Source organism: Janthinobacterium sp. MP5059B, assembly GCF_001758645.1.
GTDB lineage: Bacteria > Pseudomonadota > Gammaproteobacteria > Burkholderiales > Burkholderiaceae_D > Janthinobacterium > Janthinobacterium lividum.
The window spans coordinates 756,840-782,203 of sequence record NZ_LRHX01000006.1 but is presented as its reverse complement, the minus strand read 5'-3'; the positions used below and the strand labels follow the sequence as shown (position 1 = coordinate 782,203).

Genomic DNA, 25,364 nt, shown 5'->3' with positions numbered 1-25,364 from the left:
GCAGGCCGCCATCCATGCAACCTTCCCCCGACCTCATCGCACAGCTGGACCAGAGCACGGACCAGCTCAAGCGCGCGCGCCTGCGCAACATGCAGTGGCTGGCCGTTGGCTTGCTGCTGCTGGCCGCGCTGGTCTTCGCCGTGGCCCGTTCGCAGCGGGGCGGCCACCCTGCCTGGGGCTATGTGGAAGCGTTCGCCGAAGCGGCCATGGTGGGGGCGATTGCCGACTGGTTCGCCGTCGTGGCCCTGTTCCGCCACCCGCTGGGCATCCCCCTGTGGCATACGGCCATCATCCCGAACAGCAAGGCGGACATCGGCCGCAGCCTGGGCGCCTTCGTGGAAAACCATTTCATTACCGAACAAGGCATCGCCGAGCGCATCGTGCAGGCCGACCCCGCCGCGCGGCTGGGCGCATGGCTCGGTAACGAGGTCCACGCGCAGCGGCTGGGCATGGCCAGCGCCAGTGTCGCCAGGCAGCTGCTGGCGATGGCCGATCACGAGAAACTGGGGCGTCTGCTGCGTGTACAGGCCAGCAGCTATCTTGGGCAATTGAATCTGTCGGACGTGGCGGCCGACTGCATCGATGCGCTGATCGCCGACGGCAAGCCGCAGGAACTGCTGGACTTCCTGCTCGACCGCAGCGCCGCCTACCTGGACGATGAAGGTCACCACGCCGCCATCGGCGACTTCGTGCTGGGCGCCTTCCAGATCGAGAACGCGCTGGTGAAAAAAGCCGTGAAGGCGTACGAGCCGCGCATGATCGCCTCGCTGCAAAAATTCGCCCTCGCCGTGCGCGTCGATCCGCAGCACCCGCTGCGCCAGCGCATCGCCGGCTGGATCGCCGACAGCGCACTGCACCTGAAGGCCGACCCGCAGTGGCAGGCAACGGTGCGCCGCTACCAGTTGCAGCTGGTCGCCAGCGACACGGTGCAAGCCATGCTGGGCGACGTCTGGAAGCACATCAGCACGCGCCTGCTGGCCGACCTGCACGCCGACCAGCCCGTGCTGGCGCAAGCCATCGCCGGCCTGGCACGCAACACGGGCAAGGTGCTGGAGACGGACAAAGCTGCGCGGGCATGGCTGAACGACGCCATCGTCGCCGGCAGCGGCGCGCTGGTGCGCCGCTACCGGGGCGAAGTGGGCGCCTTCATCGCCGCCCGCCTGGACCTGTGGAGCAAGGATGAAATGAGCGAACGCATCGAACTGGCCATCGGGCGCGACCTGCAATTCATCCGCATCAACGGCACCATCGTGGGCGGCCTGGCCGGCTTGCTGATTTATTCAGTCAGCCAGGCGTTTTAGCGCCACTACCAGCGAAGAATATCCCCGCACGGCGCCGCATGCGACGGAAAGTGCGGCAGCACCTCCTCGGCCAGTTCCTGCAGCACCTCCTCAGCCGGGCGCTGGCCATGCTGGATGCCCAGCGCCGCATGGTTGACGCCCGCTTCGCGCCATTCACCCAGCAAGTCGATCAAGCCCTTGCGCCCCGTGCGCAGCACATAGCCGCTGCGCACGGGCGTGCGCGGATAATCGGGGTCGTCCACCAGGTCCAGCCACTCATTGCACATGTGCGGACGAAAGCCGCCATCGGGTATGCAGGCGCGCCAGGCGCGGATCTTTTCCGCCAGCCGGCGCGGCCCGTCCGGCGTATCCGTCGCTTCCGGATACGTCAGCCAGCCGTCGGCATGGCGCCCGATCCACGCCAGCGGCTGGCCCGAGGAACTGGTGACGACCAGGGGAATGACGCCTGCCACGGGCTTGGGCAGCAGTTCGAGGCCAGCCAGGCTGCCCAGCGGGCCGTCGATATGCGCGGAGCCCGGCTGCAGCAACTGGCGGAACATGTGCACGGCCTGCGCATAGCGCGCGCCGCGCGTGGCATGCGGCACGCCATACGCGGGAAATTCGCTGGCGCGGTCGCCCGACGCCGTGCCCAGCACCAGGCGCCCGCCCGACAGCTGGTCGATGCTGGCGGCCGCCTTGGCCAGGTCGATGGGATGGCGCAGGGTAAAAATGGCGCTGCCCGTGGCCAGGGCCAGCGCATCCGTGCGCGCCGCCAGATACGCCAGATAGGTCCACGGATCGAACAGCTGGCCCGCATCGCCGAAGCGCGGGTCGAACAGGGGAATGTCGCGCACCCAGGCGGCGGCAAAGCCTTGCCGGTCCATGGCGGCGACCAGGTCGGCCTGGCCGGCCAGCGCCCGCATGTCGCCCTGGTAAAAACGCAGCGGCAGATAAATGCCGAGGGTGAGCGCGCCGGGCGCGAACATGCGGCGGTAGCCGCGGTGCTGCGTGAAAGCCTGCGACGAAGCACCTTCTATGATGTCAATGCTCATGCTGTTCCTTGATCAAAATCAGGCGCCCGTGGCGGGCGCGGGAATGGAGATGCCCAGCTGCACGGCCGGACGGGCAGCCACGCGGGCGTACCAGGCGGCCACGTGCGGCCAGTCATCGAGTTCGAAGCCGACGATGCGGGCGATATGCAGCCAGCCGAAGCTGGCGATGTCGGCGATGGAATAGCCGTCGCCGGCCAGGTAGGCGTTGTCCGCCAGGCGGCCATCCATGGTGGCCAGGGCGGCGTCGCACAGCTGGCGAAAGTGCGCCGTGGCGGCCGCATTCGCGCCTCCGCCTGCGATCTCGAAATGCACGCGCTGGCCCAGCATCGGCCCCATGCTGGCCGCGTGGAATTGCAGCCAGGTGATGGCGGCCCAGCGCTGCGCGGGAGCCTTCGGCAGCAGCCGCCCCGTTTTCTCGGCCAGGTACAGCAATATGGCGGCCGACTCGAACACGGTGATGCCCGTCTCGTGGTCGACCAGCACGGGAATGCGCCCGTGCGGATTGAGGGCCAGGAAAGCGGGCAGCCGGTGTTCGCCCTGCTCGATGCGCACATGGCGCAGCCGGTATGGCAAGCCCAGTTCGGCCAGCGCAATCGTGGCTTTGAAACCGTTCGGCGAGCTGTCGGTGTAGAGCTCCATCATGGCGCCGCCTCCTGGCGTGCGGCCTTGCCGGGCAGGATGGCGATGGCGCACGCCAGGCCCGCCACGACCAGGCAGGCGGAAACGAGGATGGCGCTGCTGTAGCCTTGCGCAGCCGTGCCGCCGCCGGCCAGCACGGCGATGCTGACAGCCACGCCCACGGCCAGGCCCACGGCGGACCCGACCTCCTGCGTGGTGGTCAGCATGCCGCCCGCCAGGCCATGGTCCGCTTCCGGCACGCCATCGATGCCGGCCACCGTCCAGGCGGGAAACGCCAGGCCGTAGCCGATGCCGGCCAGTACGGTACCGGGCAGGATGGAGGCGCCCCAGGCAGCCAGCGTGGCCAGCGAACTGCCCAGCATGGCCAGCCCGCCGATGAACAGCAGCATGCCGCCGACGATGACGGGCTTGGTGCCGCAGCGGGCGATCAATGCCGGCCCGGCCCACGCGCTGGCCACGGTAAAGGCGGCGGCCATGGGCAGCAGTCCCAGCCCCGTGCGCGTGGCGCTGAAGCCCAGCACTTCCTGCATGGCCAGCGCCACGACGACAAAGGTGGGACCCAGGGCCGTGTTGGCCAGCAGGGAGACGATATTCGCGCCGCCCGTGGAGCGGCGCAGGAAGACGGCCAGCGGCATCAGCGGCGCGGCCACGCGTCCCTCCACCCAGACGAACAGCGCCAGCAGGGCCAGCGCCAGCGCGACCAGGGCAAACGTGAGCGGATGCGCCAGTCCCACATGCTCGCTATTGGCAAAGGCAAACACCAGCGTCGCCGCGCCCGACGCCACCAGCAGCGCACCCCACACATCGAGCGCGCCGCCAGCGGCAGCGCTATCCGCATCGGGCCGGCCCAGGGGCAAGGCCGGCGACAGGGCCAGCACCAGCAAGCCGACGGGCACGTTAATCCACAGCACCCAGCGCCAGCCCAGCATATCCGTGATGAAGCCGCCCAGGATCAGTCCCGCGACAAAGCCGCTGGCCGCCACCGCCGTCCAGGCACCCAGCGCCCGGTTGCGCTGCGCCGGCTCGGGAAACACGGCCAGCAGCAGGGAGAACGCAGCCGGCGAAAACATGGCGGCGCCGAAGCCCTGCAGCGCGCGCGTGGCCACCAGCATGGCCGGGCTGTGCGAAAAACCACCGAGCAGCGAGGCGGCCGTGAACAGCAGCAGCCCCGCGATGAAGACGCGGCGGCGGCCAAACATGTCGGCCGCGCGCCCGCCCAGCAGCAGGAAGCCGGCGATGGCCACGCCATACGCATTGATCACCCATTGCAGCCCGCCGGGCGTAAAGCCCAGACTCTGCTGGATTTGCGGCAAGGGAATCATGGTGATGGAAAAATCGAGCAAGGCAACGAATTGCGTGGTGCACAGCAACACCAGGCAAAGTTGCCGATGTGAAAGTAACATGGAGATCCTATCGATATAGTTTTACTCGACGTCAAAAGAACGCCGCATGCCCCTATAATGCGTTTTTCCAGAGCGAAACTGAAACGATGATTTTTCGCGTACAACTATAGAAAAACTATATCGATGAAGCATCCTTTACCGCTCCAGGCGCTGCGCGCCTTTGTCGAAGTGGGCCAGCGCGGCAGCATCAAGGCGGCAGCCGAGGCGCTGCACGTGACGTCCGGCGCCGTCAGCCAGCAGATCCGCCTGCTGGAAGAGCGGGTCGGCATGCCCCTGTTTACGCGCGAACGCCAGGGCTTGCGCCTGACCGAGGCGGGCGCCATGGTCCACCCCGCCCTGCTGGGCGCCTTCGCGCAAATCGCCGGCGCCAGCCAGGCGCTGGAAGACATGGGCGCGCGCCAGACGCTGACCGTCAGCACGGTCGCCACCTTTGCCGCCGCGTGGCTGGTGCCGCGCCTGGGCCGCTTCAACCAGCGCCATCCGCATATCGAGGTGCGCGTGGAAGCGACATCCGCGCTGGTCGACCTGCGCCGCGACCGGGTCGACGTGGCCTTGCGCCACGGCCTGGGCGACTATCCGGGCTTGCAGGTGACGCGATTGATGGCGCCCGTGCTGGTGCCCGTCGCCAGTCCATCCCTGATGGCGGGCCAGCCGCCCATCGCCACGCCGGCCGATTGCCTGCGCTACCCGCTGCTGCACGATACGGACCGCGCCGACTGGCCATTGTGGCTGGCCGCGCATGGCGCCCCGGACGACAGCACGGATGCGGCGCGGGCGCGGCGCGGCTCGGCCTTCGAAGATGACTTTCTATTGATACGCGCAGCCGAGGCGGGCCAGGGCCTGGCCCTGGTGCCGCAGCTGTACGCGCAGGAGGAAATCGCCGCCGGGCGCCTGGTGCAAGTGCTGGACTTGCCCTGGCCCGCGCGCTTTGCCTACTACCTGGTGGCGCGGCCCGACGCGGCTACGCGCCCCGCCGTGCAGGCATTCATGGCATGGATCTGCGAGGAAGCGCAGGCAGTGTACTAGAGCGCATGGCCTGCGGCGACGCACGACACCACGCCGCAGGCGGTGCTGAACGGCGCCGGTACGCCGGCGCGCCCCATGGCGATGCACGTTGCGGCGGGCAATATGGCCAGCAACAGGGCCAGGTAGCCGATCGCCTTCAGGCGCCGCACGGACGCATTGTCGGCACCCGCGCCTGCCCCGTGTGGATAGCCCTTGCCCGCCTCTTCGCTGCCGCTTGCCGACATTTTCGTATGCATGTCCATCTCCTCTATCCACCGTGAGCGATCTTGCTTCACTTCTTGCTTAACTACATCTTGCTACATAAATTTATCAAATACAACAAATAAATTCACGAAAAAATCGTTTTTCTTATTCCTCGACAGGCGGAACGATGGAGGAAATATGTCCTGTCATAGTGAAAAATGCTTCACAGCAAGCTTTTCACGCCATCCATGCCCGAACCCGTATGGATTAAAATTCAATATAATCATTTTAATCGCAATATTCGTTTAAATGGCTTTTATTCGAACTGCCATCCAGGTGGCAAGCCGCCTGCCGCACGCATCCGGCCAAACTTGATGTAGATCATAATTTTTTGAACAAGCTCTTGCTACCCTGTAAAAAAATGACAGGAGCCCTGGATGAGCAAGACGCAGCCGAGCGACGCGGAACACAACATTGAACATGAGCGCCTGGGCAGCGCCTGGCAAGGCGTACCAGTGCCCGACTATCCGGAAAGTGCGCCGGAAGGCGCCACCCTGGACCTGGTGCTGAGCGCCTGGCTGGGCAAGTTCACGGGCGGCATTTCGCCTGCCGCGCTGGGCAACGCCTACGCCGACTGGCTCAGCCACCTGGCGCTGGCGCCATCGAAGCAGCAAACCCTGCTGCAGGAAGCGTGGAAGAAGATCGGCCGCTGGCAGCAGTACGCGCTGCAATCGGCGCTGGCCGGCAGCGCCACTGAGCCGCCGTGCATCGCGCCGCTGCCGCAGGACCGGCGCTTCGACGACCCTGCCTGGCGGCGCTGGCCGTACAACCTCGTCTATCAGGGCTTCTTGCTGCAGCAGCAATGGTGGCACCGCGCCACCACGGGCGTGCGCGGCGTCTCGCCGCACCACGAAGATGTCGTCACGTTCACCGTGCGCCAGTGGCTCGACATGCTGGCGCCGTCGAACTTCCTGCTGACCAATCCCGTGGTGCAGCAAGCGGTCCTCGACAGCGGCGGCGCCAGCCTGGCGCGCGGCATGGCCCACGCGGCCGGCGACTGGCAGCGCGCCGCCATGGGAGCGCATGCACCCGATGCGCACCGCTACAAGGTGGGCCAGAACCTGGCCGTCACGCCGGGCAAGGTGGTCTACCGCAATGACTTGATCGAATTGATACAGTACGCTCCCACCACCGCCAAGGTGCATGCGACGCCGCTGCTGTTCGTGCCCGCCTGGATCATGAAGTTCTATATTCTCGACCTGTCGCCGCACAATTCGCTGGTGCGCTACCTGGTGGGCCAGGGCCACACGGTGTTCATGATTTCCTGGAAAAACCCGCAGGAAGAAGACCGCGAGTTGTCGCTGGAAGACTACCGGCAGCTGGGCGTGATGGATGCGCTCGACGCCGTTGCCCGCATCACGGGCGCGCCGCAGGTGCATGCGGCCGGCTACTGCCTGGGCGGCACCCTGCTGGCGATCACCGCCGCGACGATGGCGCGCGACGGCGATACGCGCCTGGCCAGCCTCACCATGCTGGCCTCGCAGGTCGACTTCAAGGAGCCGGGCGAACTGTCGCTGTTCATCGACGATAGCCAGGTCAGCTTCCTGGAAGCGGCCATGTGGAAGCAGGGCTACCTCGATACCAAGCAGATGGCGGGCGCCTTCCAGCTGCTGCGCTCGAACGACCTGGTCTGGTCGCGCCGCTTGAACCACTACCTGCTGGGACAGGACGAGCAGTACAGCGACCTGATGGCCTGGAACGGGGACGCCACGCGCATGCCCTGCCGCATGCATGCGGAATACCTGCGCCGCCTGTTCCTGCACAACGACCTGGCCGAAGGCCGCTACCGCACGGCGGGCCGCCACATCGCCCTGCGCGACATCGACGCGCCGATCTTTGCCGTCGGCACCCTGACGGACCACGTGGCGCCGTGGCGCTCCGTGTACAAACTGCAGCTGCTGACCGACACGGACGTCACCTTTTTGCTCACTTCGGGCGGCCACAATGCGGGCGTGGTCTCGCCGCCGGGCCAGCCGAGCCGCAGCTACCAGCTGGCCACGCACGGCCACGATGCGCCCTATGTCGACGCGGACAGCTGGCAGCGCGACGTGCCGCACCATGACGGTTCGTGGTGGCCCGCCTGGCAAGCGTGGCTGGAAGAACGCGCGGGCGCGCAAGTGGCGCCACCGGCCATGGGGCCTGCCCTGGGCGATGCACCGGGCAGCTACGTGCTGCAGACCTGACAACCGACAACCGAGGAAAACGCCATGCCCTATACGACCCTGCTGGTCCACATCGACAATTCCCGCCACTGCGCCCAGCGCATCCGCCTGGCCGTGCGCCTGGCCGTCGCCGAAGGGGCCCACCTGATCGGTTCGGCCATGAGCGGCATCTCGCGCTACGCGTATGGCGGCGGCGTGAACGCGCTGCAGTTTGCGCCGGCGCAGATGCAGGCGCTGCGCACCCAGGCCAGCGAGGCGCTGCACGACTTCGAGCGCATCGCCCGCGAGGAAGGCCTGGGCGCCTACGAAACGCGCTTCGTCGACGACGACGCGCAAGGCGCGCTGCTGCTGCAGGCGCGCTATTGCGACTTGCTGATCCTGGGCCAGACGGATGCGCAGGATACGCCGTCGCGCGTCATCGCCGGCACGGCCGAATACCTGATGCTGCATTGCGGCCGGCCCGTGCTGATGGTGCCGCACGCGCCTTGCGCCGCGCCAGCGGGCATCGCGCAGCATCCGCTGCTGGCCTGGAACGGCAGCGCCGAAGCGCTGCGCGCCATCACCGATGCGCTGCCGCTGCTGCAAGGGGCGCGGCAAGTCACCCTGGCCGTCGTCAATTCGCACGCCCAGGCGGCCGCGCACGGCGAGCAGCCGGGTGCCGACCTGGCCCTGTACCTGGCGCGCCACGGCGTCAACGTCGAGGTGCTGCAGCACGACACGCCGCCGGGCCAGGACGTGGGCGCGGCCCTGCTGGCCATGGCCGCGCAGCGGCGCTGCGACCTGGTCGTGATGGGCTGCTACGGCCACATGCGCCTGCGCGAAGCGCTGCTGGGCGGCGTCACCCGCACCGTGCTGCAGGAGGCGACGTTGCCGGTGCTGGTGTCGCACTAGCGCGGCCGGCGGGTACTTCAGCCTTCCTTCACCCGCCCCTCAGCTGTACTTCATGCGCGGCGCCGATACTGGCCATGTCCCCGTCCAGCAAGGAGTACCGCATGACCAGACCCACCGATGCCATCCCCCATTTCCACGCCCGCAGGCGCCTGCTGTTCGGCATGGGCGCGCTGGCGGGCCTGGCCGCCTGCGGCGGCGGCAGCGGGCCGCGCGCCGCGGCGGTGATCGACCGGCAGATCGGCGTCGCCCCCGGCGTCAGCCTGTACGTGCGCGACTGGCGCAGCGCGACCGACAGCGAGGCCGATGTCATCGTCCTGCTGGCAGGTCTGGGCGCCAATGCGCACGCCTTCGACAGCCTGGCCCCCGCGCTGGCGCGCCGCCACCGCGTGCTGGCCGTCACGCGGCGCGGCTATGGCGCTTCCAGCAAGCCGCTGCCCGTCAACGACGCCAACGATATGACGTATGCCCCCGCCACCCTGGTGGCCGACCTGCTGGCCGTGCTGGACGCACTGAAGGTGCCGCGCATCATCCTGGCCGGCCACTCCATCGCCGGCAACGAGCTGACCCTGTTCGCCGGCAGGCACCCGCAGCGCGTGCGGGGACTCGTGTATCTGGACACGACCTTCGATTACCTGGCCAGCGGCGGCTATGAGGAACCCCAGTCCACGCCCTTCGACGAACCGCAACCTGGCCCGGCCGACATGGCATCGCTGGACGCCTCGATCGCCTATGCCAGGCGGATCAACAAACAATGGTGGCCGGCGCTGGAAGAGAACTGGCGCGACGCCCTGGACGTGCTGCCCGGCGGCACCGTGCGGCCGAATACCCCGCCCGCCATCGCCAGGGCCATGGACATGGCCGCGCACAATTTTTCGCCCGACTACCGCCGCGTGCGCGCGCCGGCACTCGTCATCACCGTCGATCCCGGCACCTTGCGCAACCTGTTTCCATGGCTGCTGCAAGCCGATCCCGCCAGCCGGGCCGACGCGCAAGCGCTGCTGGACTTTATCCGCCCGCTGCGCCTGGCCGACGGCGACCGCCTGGCCGCCGCCCTGCCCGGCAGCAGCCATCTGGTGATACGCAACGGCTTCCACAGCGATTTCTTCATCGAATACGAGAGCACGGTGGTCGGCGCCATCGAGGCCATGCGCTGGGAAGGTCTACAATGAGCGTGCACCTGCCCGCCGCGCGCTTGCCTTGAGGCACGCGCGCGGCCTACGCTGTTTTCCTACACCACAAGGAGTTCCGCATGAGCCAGCAAGCCACCATCGTCCTCGTCCACGGTTTCTGGGGCGGCGCCGCCCACTGGAGCCGCGTCATCCTCGAATTGCGGCGCCAGGGCCACACGGCCATCCGCGCCGTCGAACTGCCCCTGACGTCGCTGGCCGACGACGCCGAACGCACGCGCAAGATGGTGGCGCAGGTCGATGGCCCGGTATTACTGGTAGGACACTCCTACGGCGGCGCCGTCATCAGCGTGGCCGGCAATGCGCCGAATGTGGTCGGCCTCGTGTACATCGCCGCCTTCGCGCCTGACGCGGGCGAAAGCCCGGGCAGCATCACGCAGGAACACCCGCCCATCGGCGCGGCCAATCTGGAAGGCGACAGCGACGGCTACCTGTGGGTCAAGCCCGGGCAATACCATGACAGCTTTTGCCAGGACCTCGACGCGGAAGAAGGCGCCGTGCTGGGCGTGGTGCAGAAAGCGCCGCTGGCCAGCACCTTCGGCGACACCGTCAGCGACCCGGCCTGGAAGCATAAACCCAGCTGGTACCAGATTTCCACTGCCGACCGCATGATTGCCCCCGTCAACCAGGAGCGCATGGCCGCGCGCCTGCAAGCGCGCAAAGTCATCACGCTCAACGCCAGCCACGCCTCGCTGGCCTCGCGCCCCGTGGAAGTGGCGGCGCTGATACTGGAGGCGGCAAGCGCGCTGGCCGCAGCGTAAGTTTGCCGGCTACAGCCAGCCTTCGCGCTTCAGGCGCCGGTGCAGCCACCAGCAGCCGGCGATGATGACGACGATCACGGCCGGATAGCTGCCGCGCCACTTCAGTTCCGGCATGAATTCGAAGTTCATGCCGTACAGGCTGAAGACCATGGTGGGCACGGCCAGGATGGCGGCCCAGGCGGCGAGGCGCTTGACGACCTCGTTCTGGCGGATCGAAATTTGCCCCAGCGCCACCTGCATGGCCGAATTGACCAGTTCGCGCATCTGCCCCGCCGTGTGCGTGACCCGTTTGACGTGGTCGAGAATGTCGCGGTAATAGATGCGGTTTTCCTTGGGCACGATATCGCCATGGAAACGGATCAGCTGGGTGCAGATGTCATGCAGGGGATTGACGGCCGCGTCGAGCTTCAGCAGTTCCGTCTTGAGCTGATAGAAATCCTGCAGCTTGTCTTCGCTCAAGCTGGGCTTGAACAGCTGCAGCTCATGGTGCTGGAAGCGGGCCTGCAAATGGTCGATGCAGGGCTGGTACTGGTCGACGATGAAATCGATGATGGAATACAGCACGTAGCCAGGGCCGCTGGCCAGCTTCTCGGGCACGCTTTCCTTGCGCTCGCGCAACTTCGCATAGCCGGCAGAGGCGCCGTGGCGCACCGTGATGATGAAGCGGGGGCCGAGAAAGACGTGGGTTTCGCCATAGACGATGGCCTCGCCGTCCAGGGTGGCCGTGTGCATCACCATGAACAGGGTGTCGCCGTACTCTTCCAGCTTGGGCCGCTCGTGCGCGCCCTGCGCATCCTCGACGGCCAGTTCGTGCAAGCCGAAAGCCGTTTGCAGCGCCTGCATGGCCGTGACGTCGGGGCCGGCCAGGCCGATCCACACGAAACAATCGGGATCGCCGAGGAAGTCGCCCACCTTGTCGATATCGAAATGGGCGATCTTCCTGCCATCGCGATAGGCTTCGCCATTGACGACGGCGGCGTGGGTACTCAAGTCCATGATGATTTTCAAAGAATGGCGGCAGTGCCGGGGGGCCAGTATAGCGGAAAGAGCATGATTGCCATGCCAATCCGGCTGCCGCATTGACATTCAGGCACGCCAATGTAAAATGAGAACCATTCGCATTCAAGAAGAACCTGCACTTGCCGGCGGCCTGGGGGAACTTCAGCGCCAACCTGGAGTGTATCTTGACGTCTGCCGTATCCCCCGCCGCCGATCCTGTCGCACTGCTGTATGGCCAGCACCATCCGTGGCTGCTGCGCTGGCTGCGCGGCAAACTGTCCTGTACGGATCACGCGGCCGACCTGGCGCAGGATACCTTCGTCAAGCTGCTGGCCACGCCCGGCGAGCGCGCCGTCACCCTGCGCGAGCCGCGCGCCTACCTGACCACCGTGGCGCGCCGCCTGCTGATCGACCATTACCGCCGCCAGTCGCTGGAACAGGCATGGCTGGCCACCCTGGCGCAGCTGCCCGCCCCCGTCACGCCGTCGGCGGAAGACCGAATGCTGATCCTGGAAACCCTGCACCAGATCGACGCCATGCTCGACGGCCTGGGGGCAAAGGTGCGCACGGCCTTCCTGCTGTCGCAGCTGGAAGGCATGGCGTATGCGGACATCGCCGCGCGCCTGAAGGTCAGCGAGCGCACCGTCAAGCGCTACATGGTGCAGGCGTTCGAACAATGCATCCTGCTGCTGGCCTGACATGAGCGCGGCCCTCGATGCGCGCGCCGCGCGCGAAGCGGCGCACTGGATGATGCGCCTGCAAGGCGGCGAACTGGACGCTGCCGCGCAACTGGGGCTGGCCCGCTGGCGCGCCGCCCACCCCGACCATGAAACGGCGTGGCAGCGCGCCGAGCAAGTGTGCCGCACCTTTGGCATGCTGCCATCGCCGCTGGCCATGCCCTTGTCCAGGCAAGTGCTGGACCGCCCGGCCCGCGCGCAGCGCCGCGCCATCCTGAAGACCCTGGCCGTGCTGATCGTCGCCGGCCCAGCCGGCTGGGCCATGCTGCGCGTGGCGCCATGGCAAGCCTGGACGGCCGAGCTGCGCACGGCGACAGGCGAAATCCGCCACCTCACCCTGGCCGACGGCAGCGGCCTGAGCCTGAATACGGCCAGCGCCGCCGACATCGTTTTCAGCGACGCGCTGCGCCTGGTGCACCTGCGCGGCGGAGAGATACACGTGGCGACCAGCCCCGATCCCCTCGGGCGTCCCTTCATCGTGCGCACCAGCAACGGCAGCATCCGCGCCCTCGGCACGCGCTTCACGGTGCGCCAGGAGGACCGTCTGCTGGGCGCGCGTACTCACGTGGCCGTTTCGCAGGGCGCCGTGGAAGTGCGGCCCGCCGAAGGCCAGCCCGTCATCGTGCAGGCGGGCTGGCAAGCCAGTTTCGATGAAACGGCCGCCGGCGCGCCGCAGCCGCTGGCGCAGCATGCGTCCGCGTGGCTCAAGGGCCTGCTGTACGCGGACGACACGCCGCTGGACCAGGTGCTGGCGCAGCTGGCCCGCTACCGCCGCGGCGTGGTGCGCTGCGATCCGGCCGTGGCGCGGCTGAGGGTGTCGGGCGTGTACCAGCTGCGCGACACGGACGCCCTGCTGGCTCTGCTGCAAGCGTCGCTGCCCATCCGCGTAAGGCGCCACAGCCGTTGGTGGATTTCCGTCCAGCCCGCATAAAAATTTTTGAGAACAATGTCCCTTTCCGTCATGTGCCCCGTCAATCCACACAGGACCAACACATGAACGAAGGGAAACAAGCAATGAAGCACTACCGCCACACCAGCATCACCCTGGCCCTGCTGGGCAGCCTGGCCTTGAGCGCGCCCGCATCCGCCCAGCAGCACCCGCAGCAGGCGCCCGCGCGCCACTACCAGGTGGCCGCCGGCCCCCTCGGTGCCGTCCTGTCCGCGTTTGCGGCCGACGCCGGAGTCAGCATTTCCGGCGCCGCCAGCCTGTATGCGGGCTTGAACAGCCGCGGCTTGAACGGCAACTATCAGGTGGCCGACGGTTTCGCCCGCCTGCTCGATGGCAGCGGCCTATACGCTGTCGACCAGGGCGGTGGCCACTACGCCGTGCGCAGGCTGCCATCGGCGGCCGACGCGGCCACCCTGCCCGGCATCGCCGTGCGCGCCACGGCCGAGCGCAGCACGAGCACGGAAGGCACGGGCTCGTACACGACGCCGGCCACGGCCAGCGCCACGGGCCTGGTGCTGTCACTGCGCGAGACGCCGCAATCGGTCAGCGTCATCACGCGCCAGCGCATGGACGACCAGGACTTGCTGACGGTGCGCGACGTGCTGCGCAATACGCCCGGCATCGCCGTCAACCAGTTCGACACGGAGCGCAGCACGTTTTCCGCGCGCGGCTTCGACGTCGACAACTTCCAGTACGACGGCGTGCCCACCGCCTATAAGGTGCAGTATTCGGGCGGCGAATCGGAAATGGATTCGCTGATCTACGACCGCGTGGAGGTGACGCGCGGCGCCACGGGCTTGCTGACGGGCGCCGGCTACCCGTCCGCCTCGATCAACCTGGTGCGCAAGCGGGCCAGCGCCAGGCAATTCGAAGGGCAATGGTCGCTGGCGGCCGGCTCGTGGAGCGATTACCGTGGCACGCTCGACCTGGCCACGCCGCTGAACGGGGACGGCTCCGTGCGCGGCCGGGTGGCGGGCGCCTGGCAAGACCGCAAGTCGTTTACCAATGGCTATTCGAACCAGCGCCAACTCGTCTACGCCACCGTCGAGGCGGACCTGGCGCCAGGCACCGTGGCCATGCTGGGCGCCAGCTACCAGAAGAACGACCCGAAAGGCAGCAACTGGGGCGGCTTCCCCCTGTGGTACAGCGACGGCTCGCGCACCGATTTCGACCGTTCCGTCACGACGGCGCCCCGCTGGGCCGCCTGGGCCACGGAACAGACGAATGTGCACGCCACGCTGGAACATGCGCTGGGCCAGGGTTGGAAAGCGCAGGCGCAAGCCATGTACAGCAAGCATACGGAAGACACTCCGCTGGTATTCCTGGCCGAGCGGCCGGACCGCATCACGGGCCTGGGCATGCTCGGCTATCCGAACCGCTACATCGGCGCGCGCGACCAGAGCAGCGCCGACGTGAAGCTGTCCGGCCCATTTACCCTGGGCGGACGCCAGCATGAAGTCATCGTCGGCGCCAACTACACGCTGCAGCACGCCGACTTCAGCGTCAAGGAAGCGCTCGACCCTGAACCGATCGGCAATTTCCTCGCCTGGGATGGCAGCTACCCGCAGCCGGCCTGGGGCGAACTCGTGCTGTCGGAAAAATACACGACCAAGCAATATGGCGCCTACGGCGCGGCGCGCCTGAATCTTGCCGAGCACACCAAGCTGATCCTCGGCGGGCGTTTGACGCGCTGGGACAAGGACCGCATCGGCTTTGACGGCAGCGCCCGCTTTGCCTTCGCCAAGAGCAAGTTCGTGCCCTACGCGGGCGTGGTGATCGATCTCAATGAGACGTATTCGGCATATGCCAGCTACACGGACATCTTCCGCCCGCAGGAAAACCAGGATCGCGCGGGCGCCTGGCTGGACCCGCTGACGGGGCAAAGCATGGAAGTGGGCTTGAAGGGCGAACTGGCCGGGGGCCGGGCCAACGGTTCCATCGGCATCTTTGAAATCAAGCAGGACAAGCTGGCCCAGCCGGACGGCGCGCACAGGATTCCCGGCACCACCACGCAAGCGTATTATGCGGCACGGGGCGCCACCAGCCGCGGCATCGAGGGGGAATTGTCGGGCCGTTTGGCGCCGGGCTGGAACGTGACGGCCAGCGCCAGCCACTTCCGCGCCAGGGACCGCGAGCAGCAAGACATCAACACCCTGTCTCCGCGCTCGACGGCGCGATTATTTACCACGTGGAAAGTACGCCCCGACCTCACCGTGGGCGGCGGCGTCAACTGGCAAAGCAAGTTCTACTTTGACGACGAAGGCCCGGACGGCAAGGAAAGAGTGACGCAGGAAGCCTACAGCACGGTGAGCCTGATGGCCACGTACCAGCTGTCGCGCCAGCTGACAGCCCAGCTGAACGTGGAGAATGCGCTGGACAAGAAATACATCAACATCAACACCTATGCGCAAGGTACGTATGGCGTGCCGCGCAGTGTCAGGGGGACGTTGACCTACCGCTTCTGATGCGCATGCAGGCCGGGCGGCATGCGCCCGGTCTGCGCTGACTACGCATCAATAGCGGTAACTCAAGCTCAGCATCGCATTGCGCGGATCGCCATAGCTGACCCGGCGGCCCGTGCTGATGCCGTAGTAAGTGCGGTCGCCCAGATTATTGAGGTTGAGCGACACGGCCAGGCGGTCGGAGATCTGGTAGCGCGCCATGGCGTCGAAGACGGCATACGAGCCCTGGTGCACGGTGGTGGTGCCGCCGCGCACGGCCCGGGTTTTCTGCCAGGTGTGCGATTGCCAGCGGGCGCCGCCGCCCACCGTCAGGCGCGGCATCGGCTGCCAGGTGCTGTACAGGCTGAGCTGGTCTTCCGGCGCCAGCGTGTTGACCTTGCCGCTGGCGTCGCGCGCGATCTTGTGCGTGTAGCCGGCCTGCAACTGCCAGCCCGGCATGAGCTGGCCCGACACTTCCAGTTCCACGCCGCGCGAACGCACGCCGTCGATGGCGCGGTAGGCATCCATGCCCGTCACCTTGTTGACCGCGTCAACGTATTCCGCGTAGTTATCCTGGCGCACCTCGAAGGCGGCCGCGCTGGCGTTCAGACGGCCATTCAGGAACACGCCCTTCACGCCCGCCTCGATATTCTTGCCCAGCATCGGGTCCAGGGTCCTGTTGTCGACGTCGCGGCTGTTTTGCGGACTGAAGATATCGCTGTAGCTGGCAAACGCCGTCAGATCCGGCGCAAAATCCCAGGTCAGGCCCGCATACGGCGTGAAGATCGACGACTCGTCGATGTCGGCCGTGGGATTGACGTAGGACGACAGGCGCCCGCCCACAATCACGTGCACGCCCTGCGGCAGCGAAAAACGGCCCGTCGCATACACGGCCTTCTGGCGGATGACTTCGCGGGCCGTGTCCAGCTCCCATTTTGGCTCAGCCACGATGCCCCGGTAGGTATAAATATTGTCGACCTTGATGAAGGAATACGGGCTGAAGACGTCGTCCGACTGCTTGCGGTAGGCGTTCGCGCCCACCACCAGCTCATGCGTGCGGCCCAGCAGGGTGAACGGGCCCTTGGCGTACATGTCCAGGCCATTGCTGGTGGCGTCGCTGTTGTACTGGCGCGCCGTGACGGACGTGCCGCTGCCGTCCGCCTTCGGGAAGCCGTCAAGGTAGGCGACGGGCGCATACAGCGCATTGGCCTGGTGGATCAGGCGCAAATTGGCCAGCCAGCCATTGTCAAACGTGTGTTCGAGCGAAGCGAAGACGGATTTGGCTTCTGTCTGCTGCGTGCTCCAGGTGGGCGCGCCGTTGAACGAACGGGGCATGGTGAAGCGCTTGCCGTCCGCGTCGAACAGGGGCGCGCCACCCCAGTCGCTATTGCGCGGCACCGTGTGCTGATAGTCGGCGCCCACGGTCAGCAAAGTGCGCGGCGACAGATCCGCTTCCAGCGTGCCATACGCCAGTTCGGAGCGGCGCTGGTAGCGGTCGACAAAGGAATGCTTGTCCTGGTACGAGGCCACGGCGCGCGCACGCACGCTGCCGCTGTCGTTCAGGGGGCCACCCACATCGACCATGCCGCGGTAATTGCTCCACGATCCGGCCGACAGGTCGGCCAGCGCGCGCAGTTCGCGCGTGGGCTTCTTGCGGATCAGGTTGACGGTGGCGCCCGGCGTGCCGGCACCGCTCATCAGCGCATTCGCGCCTTTCAGCACCTCGACCCGGTCGTACAGATCCATGTTGGCCAGGGATTCGCCCAGGTTCAGCGAGGCGTCGCGCGTCCACGGCAAGCCGTCGTAGCTGAAATTGTCGAGCGAAAAACCGCGCGCATAATAGATCGTGCGCTCGCTGTCGATGTGCTGCACGTACACGCCGGGCGTGTGGCTGAGCACTTCACTCAGCTGCACCAGGCCGAAATCGTCCATCTGCTGGCGCGTGACGACGCTGACCGCGTGCGGCGTCTCGCGCGGCGACAGCACCAGGCGGTTCGCCGTGCTGACGGCGCCCGTCGTGTACGAGCCCGTGTCTTCCGTCACCTGGCCCAGGTAATTGGTGGTGATGATTACTTCCGGCATGGTCGCTTCCGGCTGGGCGGCGGAAGCTTGTGGTGCGGCTGCTTGTACCGTATAGACGCCGCTACCGGTCTTGACCAAGGCCAGCTGCGTGCCCTGCAAGGCGCGGCGCAAGGCTTGCTCCGGCGTGAAATCGCCCTGCACGGCCGCCCCGCTGACGCCGCGCGCCAGGTCCGCATCGATGGAGATGCGCACGCCGCCACGGCTGGCAATGGCGATCAGGCTGGCGTTCAGGGGCTGGGCCGGCACATCATAGCGCACGGTGGCTGGCGCGATCTGGACCGATGGCGTCTGCGCCAGGACGGCAGGCACGGCGCAGGAAAGTAACATTACAGCCAGGGGAATCTGGCGCATCAACAATGGTGGCATGCTGGGACTCTATCGTGGTGGTGAAGGAAAAGTGGGGCTACACCAGGTATGAGCCGCGACGCGCCAAAAGTGACAGTGCTGGAGCAAAAATATTTCAGCTTGCCTTCAGATCAAGCCCCGTCCACCAGCCGCCGGGGCCCTGGCGCAAGGTCACGGGCAGGGTTTCGGCCAGCGCCAGCAAGGTGGCACCGCTGTCGTCGAGCGAGTAATTGCCAGACACGCGCAGCGCCGCGACCGCCGGCGTGATGTCGATATAGCCGTGGCGGTAGGGACGCAAGGCCGCCACCACTTCGCCCAGCGGCTGGTCGATGGCCAGCAGCATGCCCTGCTCCCACGCTGTCGCCTGCCCTGCCGCCATGCCGGGCAACATGGTGAGGCGGTCCTCGTCAAACCGCGCCGCCTGGCCCTGGCGCAGCACGCGCGCCAGGCCTTTGCCGGCCGGGCGCACTTCGAGGTCGCCCTGCACGGCCAGCGCGACGGTGCCCAGCGCTTCGCGCCGCAACATCAGTGCGCCGCCCTGCGCCGTCACCGTGCCATGCGTGCTGCGCAGCAGGAAGGGATGGGCGCTTGCCGGCTGTGCCACGCGGGCCAGCAGCTGTCCCTGGCGCAAGGTGACTTTCCGGTGTTCATGGGTAACGTCCGTGTCGGCAGAGGAACGGGCATCCAAGGTCAGCACGCTGCCGTCGGTCAGCGCAAAGCGGCCCCGCCTGGCCGTGGCCGTATGCAGGTCCGCGCTCCAGTCCGGCAAAAACGGGCTACCGCGCAGCAGCCAGGCGCCGCCAAATGCCGCGCCCGCCAGACACAGGGCACCCTGCAGCAGCTGGCGCCGCTTGTTGTCGTGTTGCGCGGCACGCGCCAGGGTTTGCCCGACGGTCCCCGCCCCGCCCGCCGCCTGCAGCGGGCCGACGCTATGCTCGACGGCGCGTCCCAGAGTATGCCATGCGGCCGCATGGCGCGCATCGGCGGCCAGCCAACGGACGAAGGCCTGGCGCTGGCCCTCGTCCGCCTCGCCCGAGCTAAGCTCGACCAGCCAGCCGATGGCCGCATCCTGTACCGCAGGGGACATGCTCATGCCGCATCCGCCGCAGCCAGGCAGCAGCGCAAGCCTTGCGCCATGTACTGGCGCACCATGCTGGCCGACACGCCCAGTTCAACAGCGATCTGCGCATACGTGAGGCCATCGAGCTGGCTCATCAGGAAAGCGCTGCGCGCCTTGCTGGACAAGGTATCGAGGGCGCGCGACAGGCGCTCCAGCGCTTCGAGCAGCACGGCACGCTCTTCCGGCGACGGCTGGACGGCGTCCGGCAGCTGCGCCAGGGTGTCGATGTACGCCTGCTCGATATCGCGCCGCCGCCATTGCTGCAGCAAGATGCTTTTCGCCACCGTCGTGAGATACGCGCGCGGCTCGCGGATGGCGGCCAGGCGCCCCGCATGCAATACGCGCAGAAACGTTTCAGAAGTGACATCTTCCGCCTCGGCCCGGTTACGCAAGCGCAACAGCAAGCGCTGCAGCAGCCAGCCCTGGTGGCCCGTGAAGAGGCTGGCGGCCAGGGTCGTGTCATTCGAAGGGAAAGGCAAGGCAGGCAAGAGCGGATCCGGCGATTTTAATGATAATGATTCTCATTATATTGCAGAGACCGGAAGATGTCGCGCAATTTTGCTATGCTTATTGACCTGCCATGCCGCCAGCTGCGCCTATTCCAGCTTGAACAGGACATTCACGCTTTTCTCCAATGCGATGCTGCCCGGCGCGCGGACGGCCGACGAAGGCTCCGTGGGAGGAATAAAGGGCGGCGGCGCGAAACCCTCATTGCCCGAACGCATCAGCGCGCGCTCGATCGATTGAAACGACACTTCCGATATGGCCATGACGGACGCGATCTTCCGGTTGAACGATTTGGCAATGCGCGCCGCCTTCGTCTCCGCATCCCTGGCAGCCTTCAAATCCAGTTCGGCGACCAGCGCGTCGTGCGCGCTGGTCTTGAATTCCGTGTCCATCCGGGTGATATTTTTCATGGCGGCCAGCTCCGACACCAGTGGCGTCCATGCCGCCAAGTCCCGTACCCAGACGCGCAGGTTGCGGTTGATGACGTACATGGGCGGCGAATCGCGTTTTTCCCTGCCGGAATAATCGAGCGTGCGCATGATTTCGGAGGACTGGATATCCGCTTGCGCTATTTTCACCTTGCCCAGCAACTGGAAGACCTCCGCGGCACCAGCATTGACCACGCCCAGCGTCTTTGCCGCATCGGCGCCCCGGCTGGCAACGGTGATCTCCATGACGGCCATGTCCGGCGGCACTTCCACCTGCGCCGTCCCTGTCTGGAAAATAAAGGGGTAATCGGGCAAGGACGAGGCCTGGGCGGCCATATTCAAGTTAAACAGACCCACCACCAGCAACAGCGTGCGCTTCATGCCTCTCCCATACGATCGAATAATGTTTCGACAATATAGCAGTGCAGATACAAGAAACCAATAGCCCGCCCCGTTCAGGCAATACGGGCCGATTCCGGCAACTTCGCCAGCAGCTTGTCCAGGGTCACCGGATAGTCGCGCACGCGCACGCCGGTGGCGTTGTAGACGGCATTGGCGATGGCCGCCGCCACGCCGCAGATGCCCAGTTCGCCCACGCCCTTGGCTTTCATGGGCGAGGACATGGGGTCCGTTTCATCGAGGAAGATGACGTCCTGGTGCGGGATGTCGGCGTGCACGGGCACTTCGTAGCCGGCCAGGTCGTGGTTGACGAAGAAGCCGCGGCGCTGGTCGACCACCAGTTCTTCCATCAGGGCCGCGCCCACGCCCATGGTCATGGCGCCGATCACCTGGCTGCGGGCCGCTTTCGGGTTCAGGATGCGGCCGGCCGCGCACACGGCCAGCATGCGGCGTACGCGCACTTCGCCCGTGTCGCTGTCCACCCCCACTTCGACGAAATGGGCGCCAAACGTCGATTGCTGGAATTTTTTATCGAGGTCGCCGTATTCCATATGGTCTTCCGCGACGACATCGCCATGGTAGGCGGCGGCCGCGAGCGGCACGCTGCGCTCGCCCTGGCTCACTTGCCCATCGGAAAAGCGCGCTTCTTTTTCATCGAAGCCCAGCTTGCCGGCGATGGCCTGGCGCAGGCGCACGCAGGCCGCGTAGACGCCGGCCGTGGAACTGTTGCCGCCCCATTGCCCGCCCGAACCGGCCGAGACGGGAAAATCCGAATCGCCCAGGCGCACGACCACCTTGTTCAACGTCACGCCCAGCATTTCCGCCGCCGTCTGCGCGATGATGGTATAGCTGCCCGTGCCGATGTCCGTCATGTCCGTTTCCACCGTGATCACGCCATTGCCATCGAGGCGCACGCGGGCGGCGGACTTCATGACGAGGTTGTTGCGGAAGGCGGCGGCAACGCCCATGCCGACGAGCCAGCGGCCGTCACGCCGCAGGCCCGGCTGCGTTGATCTCTCCTTCCAGCCGAATTCCACGGCGCCCGTGCGCAGGCAGTCGATCAGGCGGCGCTGGGAAAACGGCCTGCTCGGCTTTTCCGGGTCCACTTTCGTGTCGTTCAGGATGCGGAAAACGATGGGATCCATTTTCAGCTTGTCGGCCATCTCGTCCATGGCAATTTCCAGCGCCATCAGCCCCGGCGCCTCGCCCGGCGCACGCATGGCATTGCCTTCCGGCAAGTCGAGCACGGCCAGGCGCATGGCCGTCATGCGGTTCGGCCCCGCATACAGCAGCCGCGTCTGCATCACGGCCGTTTCCGGCTGGCCACCTTTCAAGTCGCCGGACCACGATTCATGGCCGATGGCCGTGATCTTGCCATCGCGCGTGGCGCCGATGCGCAGGCGCTGGATGGTGGCGGGCCGGTGCGTCGTGTTGTTGAACATCAGGGGCCGCGTCAGGGCCACCTTGACGGGACGCTGCGCCGCGCGCGCCCCCAGGGCCGCCAGCAAGGCTTCCGCGCGCACGAACAGCTTGCCGCCGAAACCACCGCCGATGTAGGGCGAAACGATGCGCACCTTGTCTTTCGGTATGCCCAAGGTACGGGCCAGGTCGCCGCGGCCCCAGTCCACCATCTGGTTCGCCGTCCACAGCGTCACCTTGTCGCCCTCCCAGGCGGCAATCGAGGCGTGCGGCTCCATCATGGCGTGCGACTGGTCAGGCGTCGTATAGGTGGCGTCCAGGCGCACTGGCGCATTGGCAAAGGCGCCGGCGAAGTTGCCCGTCTTGCTGTCGGGCTTGCCGTCCTTCGGCTTGGCCGCCGTGCCCTTGGCTTTCGCCAAATCGAAGGCGCCCTTCTGCTCGACATATTTGACGTCGAGCAACTGCGCAGCCGAGCGGGCCTGTTCGAAGGTTTCCGCCACCACCAGCGCGATGGCCTGGTGGTAATGCTGAATGTCGGGGCCGCCCAGCAGGTTTGCCGTGTTCATCTTGCCTTTGCCTAATTTTCCCGCCGATTCCGCCGTCACCACGGCCAGCACGCCAGGCGCGCGCCGCGCGGCGCTGGTATCGATGGAGGCGATGCTGCCCCTGGCTATCGCAGCGCCGACGACATGGCCATAGGCCGCATGCGGCGCGGCCTTGTTCTGTTCATACGCGTACGGCGCCGTGCCCGTGGTTTTCAGGGGGCCGTCGATGCGGTCCGTGGGACGGCCCACGACTTTCAGCTGGTCGATGGGATTGGTGGTCGCAGGTATCGTGAATTTCATGGCCCTAGCCTTTCTTCGCTTGCGCTTCAGCCAGCACCGCGGCAATCGTGCGCTGCGCCAGGGTCACCTTGAAGGCGTTGTCGTCAGTCGGTTTGGCGCCGGCCAGCAACTGCCGGGCCACGGCGGTGGCGCCATTCGGTATCGCCTGCTCGGCGCCAGAAATTCTCCACGGCTGCGGCGCGACGCCGCCCAGGGCCAGCCTGCCCGTGCCATCGGGCAAGATGATGGCCGCCACGGACACCAGCGCGAACGCGTACGAGGCACGGTCGCGCACCTTGCGGTAGACATGCGTGCCGCCGGCGGGCCGGGGCAAGGTCACGCTGGTGATCAGCTCGCCCGGCTGCAGCACGGTTTCCAGCTGTGGCGTGTTGCCCGGCAAGCGGTAGAAATCGGCGATGGGGATGCTGCGCACGGCGCCATCGGCCCGCACCGTGTCGATGGCAGCGTCAAGCACGCGCATGGCCACGGCCATGTCGCTGGGATGCGTGGCGATGCAAGCCTCGCTGCCGCCCAGAATCGCCAGCGGCCGGCTGAAGCCGGCGATGGCCGAGCAGCCGCTGCCCGGCAGGCGCTTGTTGCAAGCCTGGTTCGTATCATAAAAGTAAGGGCAGCGCGTGCGCTGCAGCAGGTTGCCGGCCGTCGTCGCCTTGTTGCGCAATTGCGCCGAGGCGCCGGCCAGCAAGGCGCGCGACAGCACGGCATAATCGCGCCGCACGGTGGCGTGGGCTGCCAGGGCCGTATTGCGCACGAGGGCGCCGATGCGCAAGCCGCCGTCCCTTGTTTCTTCCACTTTATCCAGCGCGAGGCCATTGACGTCGATCAAATGCGTGGGCGTTTCGATCTCCAGTTTCATCAGATCGAGCAGATTCGTGCCGCCCGCGATGAAGCGGGCGCCCGGCGTGTGCAGGGCGGCGGCCGCCGCTTCGGCCGGCGTGGCGGCCTTCTGGTAGCTGAACACTCTCATGCCGGCCTCCCCGCCACTTCAGCGATGGCCTCGATGATGTTGGAGTAGGCGCCGCAGCGGCAGATATTGCCGCTCATACGCTCGCGCAATTCTTCCGGCGTCGCCTGCGGGGCCGCATTCAAGTCGGTGCTGACGTGGCTGGGGATGCCCTGCCGGATCTCTGACAGCGCGGCAACGGCCGAGCAGATCTGCCCCGGGGTACAGTAGCCGCATTGATAACCGTCATGCACGACGAAGGCGGCTTGCATCGGGTGCAGCTTGTCGGGCGTGCCCAGTCCCTCGATGGTGGTGATCTTGGCCCCGTCATGCATCACAGCAAGAGTCAAGCAGGCATTGATGCGCTGGCCATCGAGCATGACGGTACAGGCGCCGCACTGGCCGTGGTCGCAACCCTTTTTGGTGCCCGTCAGGTGCAGCTGTTCGCGCAAGGCGTCGAGCAAGGTGGTGCGCGTGTCGAGTTCCAGGCTGTGGCGCTGGCCATTGACATCCAGGCTGACTTGCATCAGGACGGGTGGCGGAGAAATACCGGCCTGGGTGGCCGTATTCACCGCTTCCGCCGCTCCCGCCACGCCGGGCACGGCCGCTGCCGTGGCAGACAGCGCGCCGGCGATCAGCAAACCGCGCCTGCCGGCATTGATGTGATTACACTCTGTCATCTCGCGCTTCCTCCTGGCTGTGGACTGGCTGGGTGGGCGCATGCATGCCCGAAACACCAGTCTGACTGCCGGATTCCTACGCGTCTGTACGCGAACGAACGTAAAACATCGGTGAGCGCCTATCCCTGGCGCAGGCGCAGGCTGCGCCGGGTCGTGCCGACGCCCCCCTGCGCCGCGTAGCCCGTGTGGCGCGCGCAATGGTCAAGCGCCTGGCGCAGGGCCGTATCGACATTGCGCAAGGACATGTCGTGCCGCTCGGCCACTTCCTGGCGGGTCAGCTCATCCACGCGCAACGCTTCCAGCACTTGCCGGTGGCGCCGCGGCAGCAAGTCGACGGCCTGCGCCAGCCGCCGCACATCCGCCTGCAGCTCGGCCAGACGTTCCGGCCCGGCCGCCGTATCGGCGAGGAAATCGACCAGGCCGGCGGTGCCATCGTCACCGCCCTCGTCCGCATACAGCCAGGCGCGGTTGCGGCGCAGGCTGTCCATGGCCGCATTGCATGCCACGCGGAAGACATAGGCGACGGGGCTGTGTGCCAGCGCCGCGCCATCCCCTGCCGCCAAGCTGCCCAGCCGCAGCCAGGCGTCGTGCAGGCTGTCGCTGGCCAGCTCGGCGCAGCCCAGGTGGCGCGCCAGGCGCCGGTGCAGTCCCGCGTAATTGCCTTCCAGCACCGCCTGCAGGCGGGCGCCCTGCCCTGGCGGCGGAACTGGCAGGGGCGCCACGTCGTTGGCCGCCTGCAGGCGGGGCCGGATAGCGGGCCGGCACCAGGCCATGCCGGTATGCCCCGCCATGCGCAAGGGCAAGACAGCAGCCACATGGGTCATGCCGG

At 66.8% G+C, this 25,364-nt stretch carries 22 protein-coding genes; 9 read left to right on the top strand and 13 right to left on the bottom strand.

Annotated features, from left to right (window positions below):
* Window positions 1-14: 14 nt before the first annotated feature.
* Window positions 15-1,301: a DUF445 domain-containing protein gene (locus JAB1_RS08145; protein ID WP_070279428.1), complete on the top strand. Its 1,287-nt coding sequence runs from the start codon at window positions 15-17 to the stop codon at window positions 1,299-1,301.
* A gap of 5 nt (window positions 1,302-1,306) precedes the next feature.
* On the opposite strand, the gene JAB1_RS08140 is transcribed toward JAB1_RS08145, so the two are convergent.
* The 3 genes from JAB1_RS08140 to JAB1_RS08130 are packed head-to-tail and all read right to left on the bottom strand — an operon-like array spanning window position 1,307 to window position 4,374.
* The gene (locus tag JAB1_RS08140; RefSeq protein WP_070279427.1) at window positions 1,307-2,332 is read right to left on the bottom strand and encodes an LLM class oxidoreductase; all 1,026 of its coding nucleotides are present in this window, start codon (window positions 2,330-2,332) and stop codon (window positions 1,307-1,309) included.
* Window positions 2,333-2,350: 18 nt separating this feature from the next.
* Window positions 2,351-2,974, bottom strand: a complete 624-nt coding sequence (locus tag JAB1_RS08135; RefSeq protein ID WP_070279426.1) for a glutathione S-transferase family protein — start codon at window positions 2,972-2,974, stop codon at window positions 2,351-2,353.
* Window positions 2,971-4,374: an MFS transporter gene (locus JAB1_RS08130; protein ID WP_070279425.1), complete on the bottom strand. Its 1,404-nt coding sequence runs from the start codon at window positions 4,372-4,374 to the stop codon at window positions 2,971-2,973. The genes JAB1_RS08135 and JAB1_RS08130 overlap by 4 nt, the downstream gene beginning before the upstream one ends.
* A gap of 123 nt (window positions 4,375-4,497) precedes the next feature.
* On the opposite strand from JAB1_RS08130, the gene gcvA reads away from it, so the two are divergent.
* A complete protein-coding gene (gene gcvA / locus JAB1_RS08125; RefSeq protein ID WP_070279424.1) occupies window positions 4,498-5,400 on the top strand; it encodes a transcriptional regulator GcvA in 903 nt (300 codons plus the stop codon).
* On the opposite strand, the gene JAB1_RS08120 is transcribed toward gcvA, so the two are convergent.
* Complete coding sequence (locus JAB1_RS08120; protein WP_139144482.1) at window positions 5,397-5,636, bottom strand: hypothetical protein; 240 nt, start codon at window positions 5,634-5,636, stop codon at window positions 5,397-5,399. The two genes, gcvA and JAB1_RS08120, sit on opposite strands and share 4 nt — an antisense overlap.
* A 384-nt stretch (window positions 5,637-6,020) precedes the next feature.
* On the opposite strand from JAB1_RS08120, the gene JAB1_RS08115 reads away from it, so the two are divergent.
* From JAB1_RS08115 to JAB1_RS08100, 4 genes are all read left to right on the top strand, one after another.
* Entirely contained in the window at window positions 6,021-7,826 is a 1,806-nt protein-coding gene (locus JAB1_RS08115; RefSeq protein ID WP_083299615.1) for an alpha/beta fold hydrolase, read from the top strand.
* Window positions 7,827-7,850: 24 nt separating this feature from the next.
* Window positions 7,851-8,696, top strand: a complete 846-nt coding sequence (locus JAB1_RS08110; protein WP_070279422.1) for a universal stress protein — start codon at window positions 7,851-7,853, stop codon at window positions 8,694-8,696.
* 101 nt (window positions 8,697-8,797) lie between these two features.
* Window positions 8,798-9,865, top strand: a complete 1,068-nt coding sequence (locus tag JAB1_RS08105; RefSeq protein WP_070279421.1) for an alpha/beta hydrolase family protein — start codon at window positions 8,798-8,800, stop codon at window positions 9,863-9,865.
* Between the two features lie 80 nt (window positions 9,866-9,945).
* On the top strand, window positions 9,946-10,644 hold the full coding sequence (locus JAB1_RS08100; protein WP_070256403.1) for an alpha/beta hydrolase: 699 nt from the start codon (window positions 9,946-9,948) through the stop codon (window positions 10,642-10,644).
* Between the two features lie 9 nt (window positions 10,645-10,653).
* On the opposite strand, the gene JAB1_RS08095 is transcribed toward JAB1_RS08100, so the two are convergent.
* Window positions 10,654-11,640 carry a magnesium and cobalt transport protein CorA gene (locus JAB1_RS08095; RefSeq protein ID WP_070279420.1) on the bottom strand — a complete coding sequence of 329 codons (987 nt, stop codon included), beginning with the start codon at window positions 11,638-11,640 and terminating at the stop codon, window positions 10,654-10,656.
* Between the two features lie 188 nt (window positions 11,641-11,828).
* Here JAB1_RS08095 and JAB1_RS08090 point away from each other — a divergent pair, with 188 nt between their 5' ends.
* The 3 genes from JAB1_RS08090 to JAB1_RS08080 all read left to right on the top strand — a co-directional run bounded on the left by JAB1_RS08090 (window position 11,829) and on the right by JAB1_RS08080 (window position 15,794).
* Complete coding sequence (locus tag JAB1_RS08090) at window positions 11,829-12,341, top strand: sigma-70 family RNA polymerase sigma factor (RefSeq protein WP_070279846.1); 513 nt, start codon at window positions 11,829-11,831, stop codon at window positions 12,339-12,341.
* Window position 12,342: 1 nt separating this feature from the next.
* A complete protein-coding gene (locus JAB1_RS08085; protein ID WP_070279419.1) occupies window positions 12,343-13,311 on the top strand; it encodes a FecR domain-containing protein in 969 nt (322 codons plus the stop codon).
* Window positions 13,312-13,373: 62 nt separating this feature from the next.
* Window positions 13,374-15,794, top strand: a complete 2,421-nt coding sequence (locus JAB1_RS08080) for a TonB-dependent receptor (protein WP_254672005.1) — start codon at window positions 13,374-13,376, stop codon at window positions 15,792-15,794.
* A gap of 48 nt (window positions 15,795-15,842) precedes the next feature.
* Here JAB1_RS08080 and JAB1_RS08075 read toward each other — a convergent pair whose 3' ends face one another.
* From JAB1_RS08075 to JAB1_RS08040, 8 genes are all read right to left on the bottom strand, one after another.
* A complete protein-coding gene (locus tag JAB1_RS08075; RefSeq protein WP_070279418.1) occupies window positions 15,843-18,218 on the bottom strand; it encodes a TonB-dependent receptor in 2,376 nt (791 codons plus the stop codon).
* Between the two features lie 94 nt (window positions 18,219-18,312).
* On the bottom strand, window positions 18,313-19,290 hold the full coding sequence (locus tag JAB1_RS08070) for a DUF4880 domain-containing protein (protein ID WP_083299612.1): 978 nt from the start codon (window positions 19,288-19,290) through the stop codon (window positions 18,313-18,315).
* On the bottom strand, window positions 19,287-19,805 hold the full coding sequence (locus tag JAB1_RS08065) for a sigma-70 family RNA polymerase sigma factor (protein ID WP_070279417.1): 519 nt from the start codon (window positions 19,803-19,805) through the stop codon (window positions 19,287-19,289). Before JAB1_RS08065 ends, JAB1_RS08070 begins: the two co-directional genes overlap by 4 nt.
* Before the next feature lie 108 nt (window positions 19,806-19,913).
* The gene (locus tag JAB1_RS08060; protein ID WP_070279416.1) at window positions 19,914-20,633 is read right to left on the bottom strand and encodes an SIMPL domain-containing protein; all 720 of its coding nucleotides are present in this window, start codon (window positions 20,631-20,633) and stop codon (window positions 19,914-19,916) included.
* 74 nt (window positions 20,634-20,707) lie between these two features.
* The gene (gene paoC / locus JAB1_RS08055) at window positions 20,708-22,915 is read right to left on the bottom strand and encodes an aldehyde oxidoreductase molybdenum-binding subunit PaoC (protein ID WP_070279415.1); all 2,208 of its coding nucleotides are present in this window, start codon (window positions 22,913-22,915) and stop codon (window positions 20,708-20,710) included.
* 4 nt (window positions 22,916-22,919) lie between these two features.
* Complete coding sequence (locus JAB1_RS08050; protein ID WP_070279414.1) at window positions 22,920-23,879, bottom strand: xanthine dehydrogenase family protein subunit M; 960 nt, start codon at window positions 23,877-23,879, stop codon at window positions 22,920-22,922.
* Window positions 23,876-24,535, bottom strand: a complete 660-nt coding sequence (gene paoA / locus JAB1_RS08045; protein WP_070279413.1) for an aldehyde dehydrogenase iron-sulfur subunit PaoA — start codon at window positions 24,533-24,535, stop codon at window positions 23,876-23,878. The genes JAB1_RS08050 and paoA overlap by 4 nt, the downstream gene beginning before the upstream one ends.
* A gap of 119 nt (window positions 24,536-24,654) precedes the next feature.
* Window positions 24,655-25,359: a sigma-70 family RNA polymerase sigma factor gene (locus tag JAB1_RS08040; protein ID WP_175445033.1), complete on the bottom strand. Its 705-nt coding sequence runs from the start codon at window positions 25,357-25,359 to the stop codon at window positions 24,655-24,657.
* Window positions 25,360-25,364: the final 5 nt, after the last annotated feature.

Coding starts and splice junctions, on each gene's coding strand:
- JAB1_RS08145 (WP_070279428.1), top strand. CDS start 15: ATGCAACCTTCCCCCGACCTCATCGCACAGCTGGACCAGAGCACGGAC.
- JAB1_RS08140 (WP_070279427.1), bottom strand. CDS start 2,332: ATGAGCATTGACATCATAGAAGGTGCTTCGTCGCAGGCTTTCACGCAG.
- JAB1_RS08135 (WP_070279426.1), bottom strand. CDS start 2,974: ATGATGGAGCTCTACACCGACAGCTCGCCGAACGGTTTCAAAGCCACG.
- JAB1_RS08130 (WP_070279425.1), bottom strand. CDS start 4,374: ATGTTACTTTCACATCGGCAACTTTGCCTGGTGTTGCTGTGCACCACG.
- gcvA (WP_070279424.1), top strand. CDS start 4,498: ATGAAGCATCCTTTACCGCTCCAGGCGCTGCGCGCCTTTGTCGAAGTG.
- JAB1_RS08120 (WP_139144482.1), bottom strand. CDS start 5,636: ATGCATACGAAAATGTCGGCAAGCGGCAGCGAAGAGGCGGGCAAGGGC.
- JAB1_RS08115 (WP_083299615.1), top strand. CDS start 6,021: ATGAGCAAGACGCAGCCGAGCGACGCGGAACACAACATTGAACATGAG.
- JAB1_RS08110 (WP_070279422.1), top strand. CDS start 7,851: ATGCCCTATACGACCCTGCTGGTCCACATCGACAATTCCCGCCACTGC.
- JAB1_RS08105 (WP_070279421.1), top strand. CDS start 8,798: ATGACCAGACCCACCGATGCCATCCCCCATTTCCACGCCCGCAGGCGC.
- JAB1_RS08100 (WP_070256403.1), top strand. CDS start 9,946: ATGAGCCAGCAAGCCACCATCGTCCTCGTCCACGGTTTCTGGGGCGGC.
- JAB1_RS08095 (WP_070279420.1), bottom strand. CDS start 11,640: ATGGACTTGAGTACCCACGCCGCCGTCGTCAATGGCGAAGCCTATCGC.
- JAB1_RS08085 (WP_070279419.1), top strand. CDS start 12,343: ATGAGCGCGGCCCTCGATGCGCGCGCCGCGCGCGAAGCGGCGCACTGG.
- JAB1_RS08080 (WP_254672005.1), top strand. CDS start 13,374: ATGAACGAAGGGAAACAAGCAATGAAGCACTACCGCCACACCAGCATC.
- JAB1_RS08075 (WP_070279418.1), bottom strand. CDS start 18,218: ATGCCACCATTGTTGATGCGCCAGATTCCCCTGGCTGTAATGTTACTT.
- JAB1_RS08070 (WP_083299612.1), bottom strand. CDS start 19,290: ATGAGCATGTCCCCTGCGGTACAGGATGCGGCCATCGGCTGGCTGGTC.
- JAB1_RS08060 (WP_070279416.1), bottom strand. CDS start 20,633: ATGAAGCGCACGCTGTTGCTGGTGGTGGGTCTGTTTAACTTGAATATG.
- paoC (WP_070279415.1), bottom strand. CDS start 22,915: ATGAAATTCACGATACCTGCGACCACCAATCCCATCGACCAGCTGAAA.
- JAB1_RS08050 (WP_070279414.1), bottom strand. CDS start 23,879: ATGAGAGTGTTCAGCTACCAGAAGGCCGCCACGCCGGCCGAAGCGGCG.
- paoA (WP_070279413.1), bottom strand. CDS start 24,535: ATGACAGAGTGTAATCACATCAATGCCGGCAGGCGCGGTTTGCTGATC.
- JAB1_RS08040 (WP_175445033.1), bottom strand. CDS start 25,359: ATGACCCATGTGGCTGCTGTCTTGCCCTTGCGCATGGCGGGGCATACC.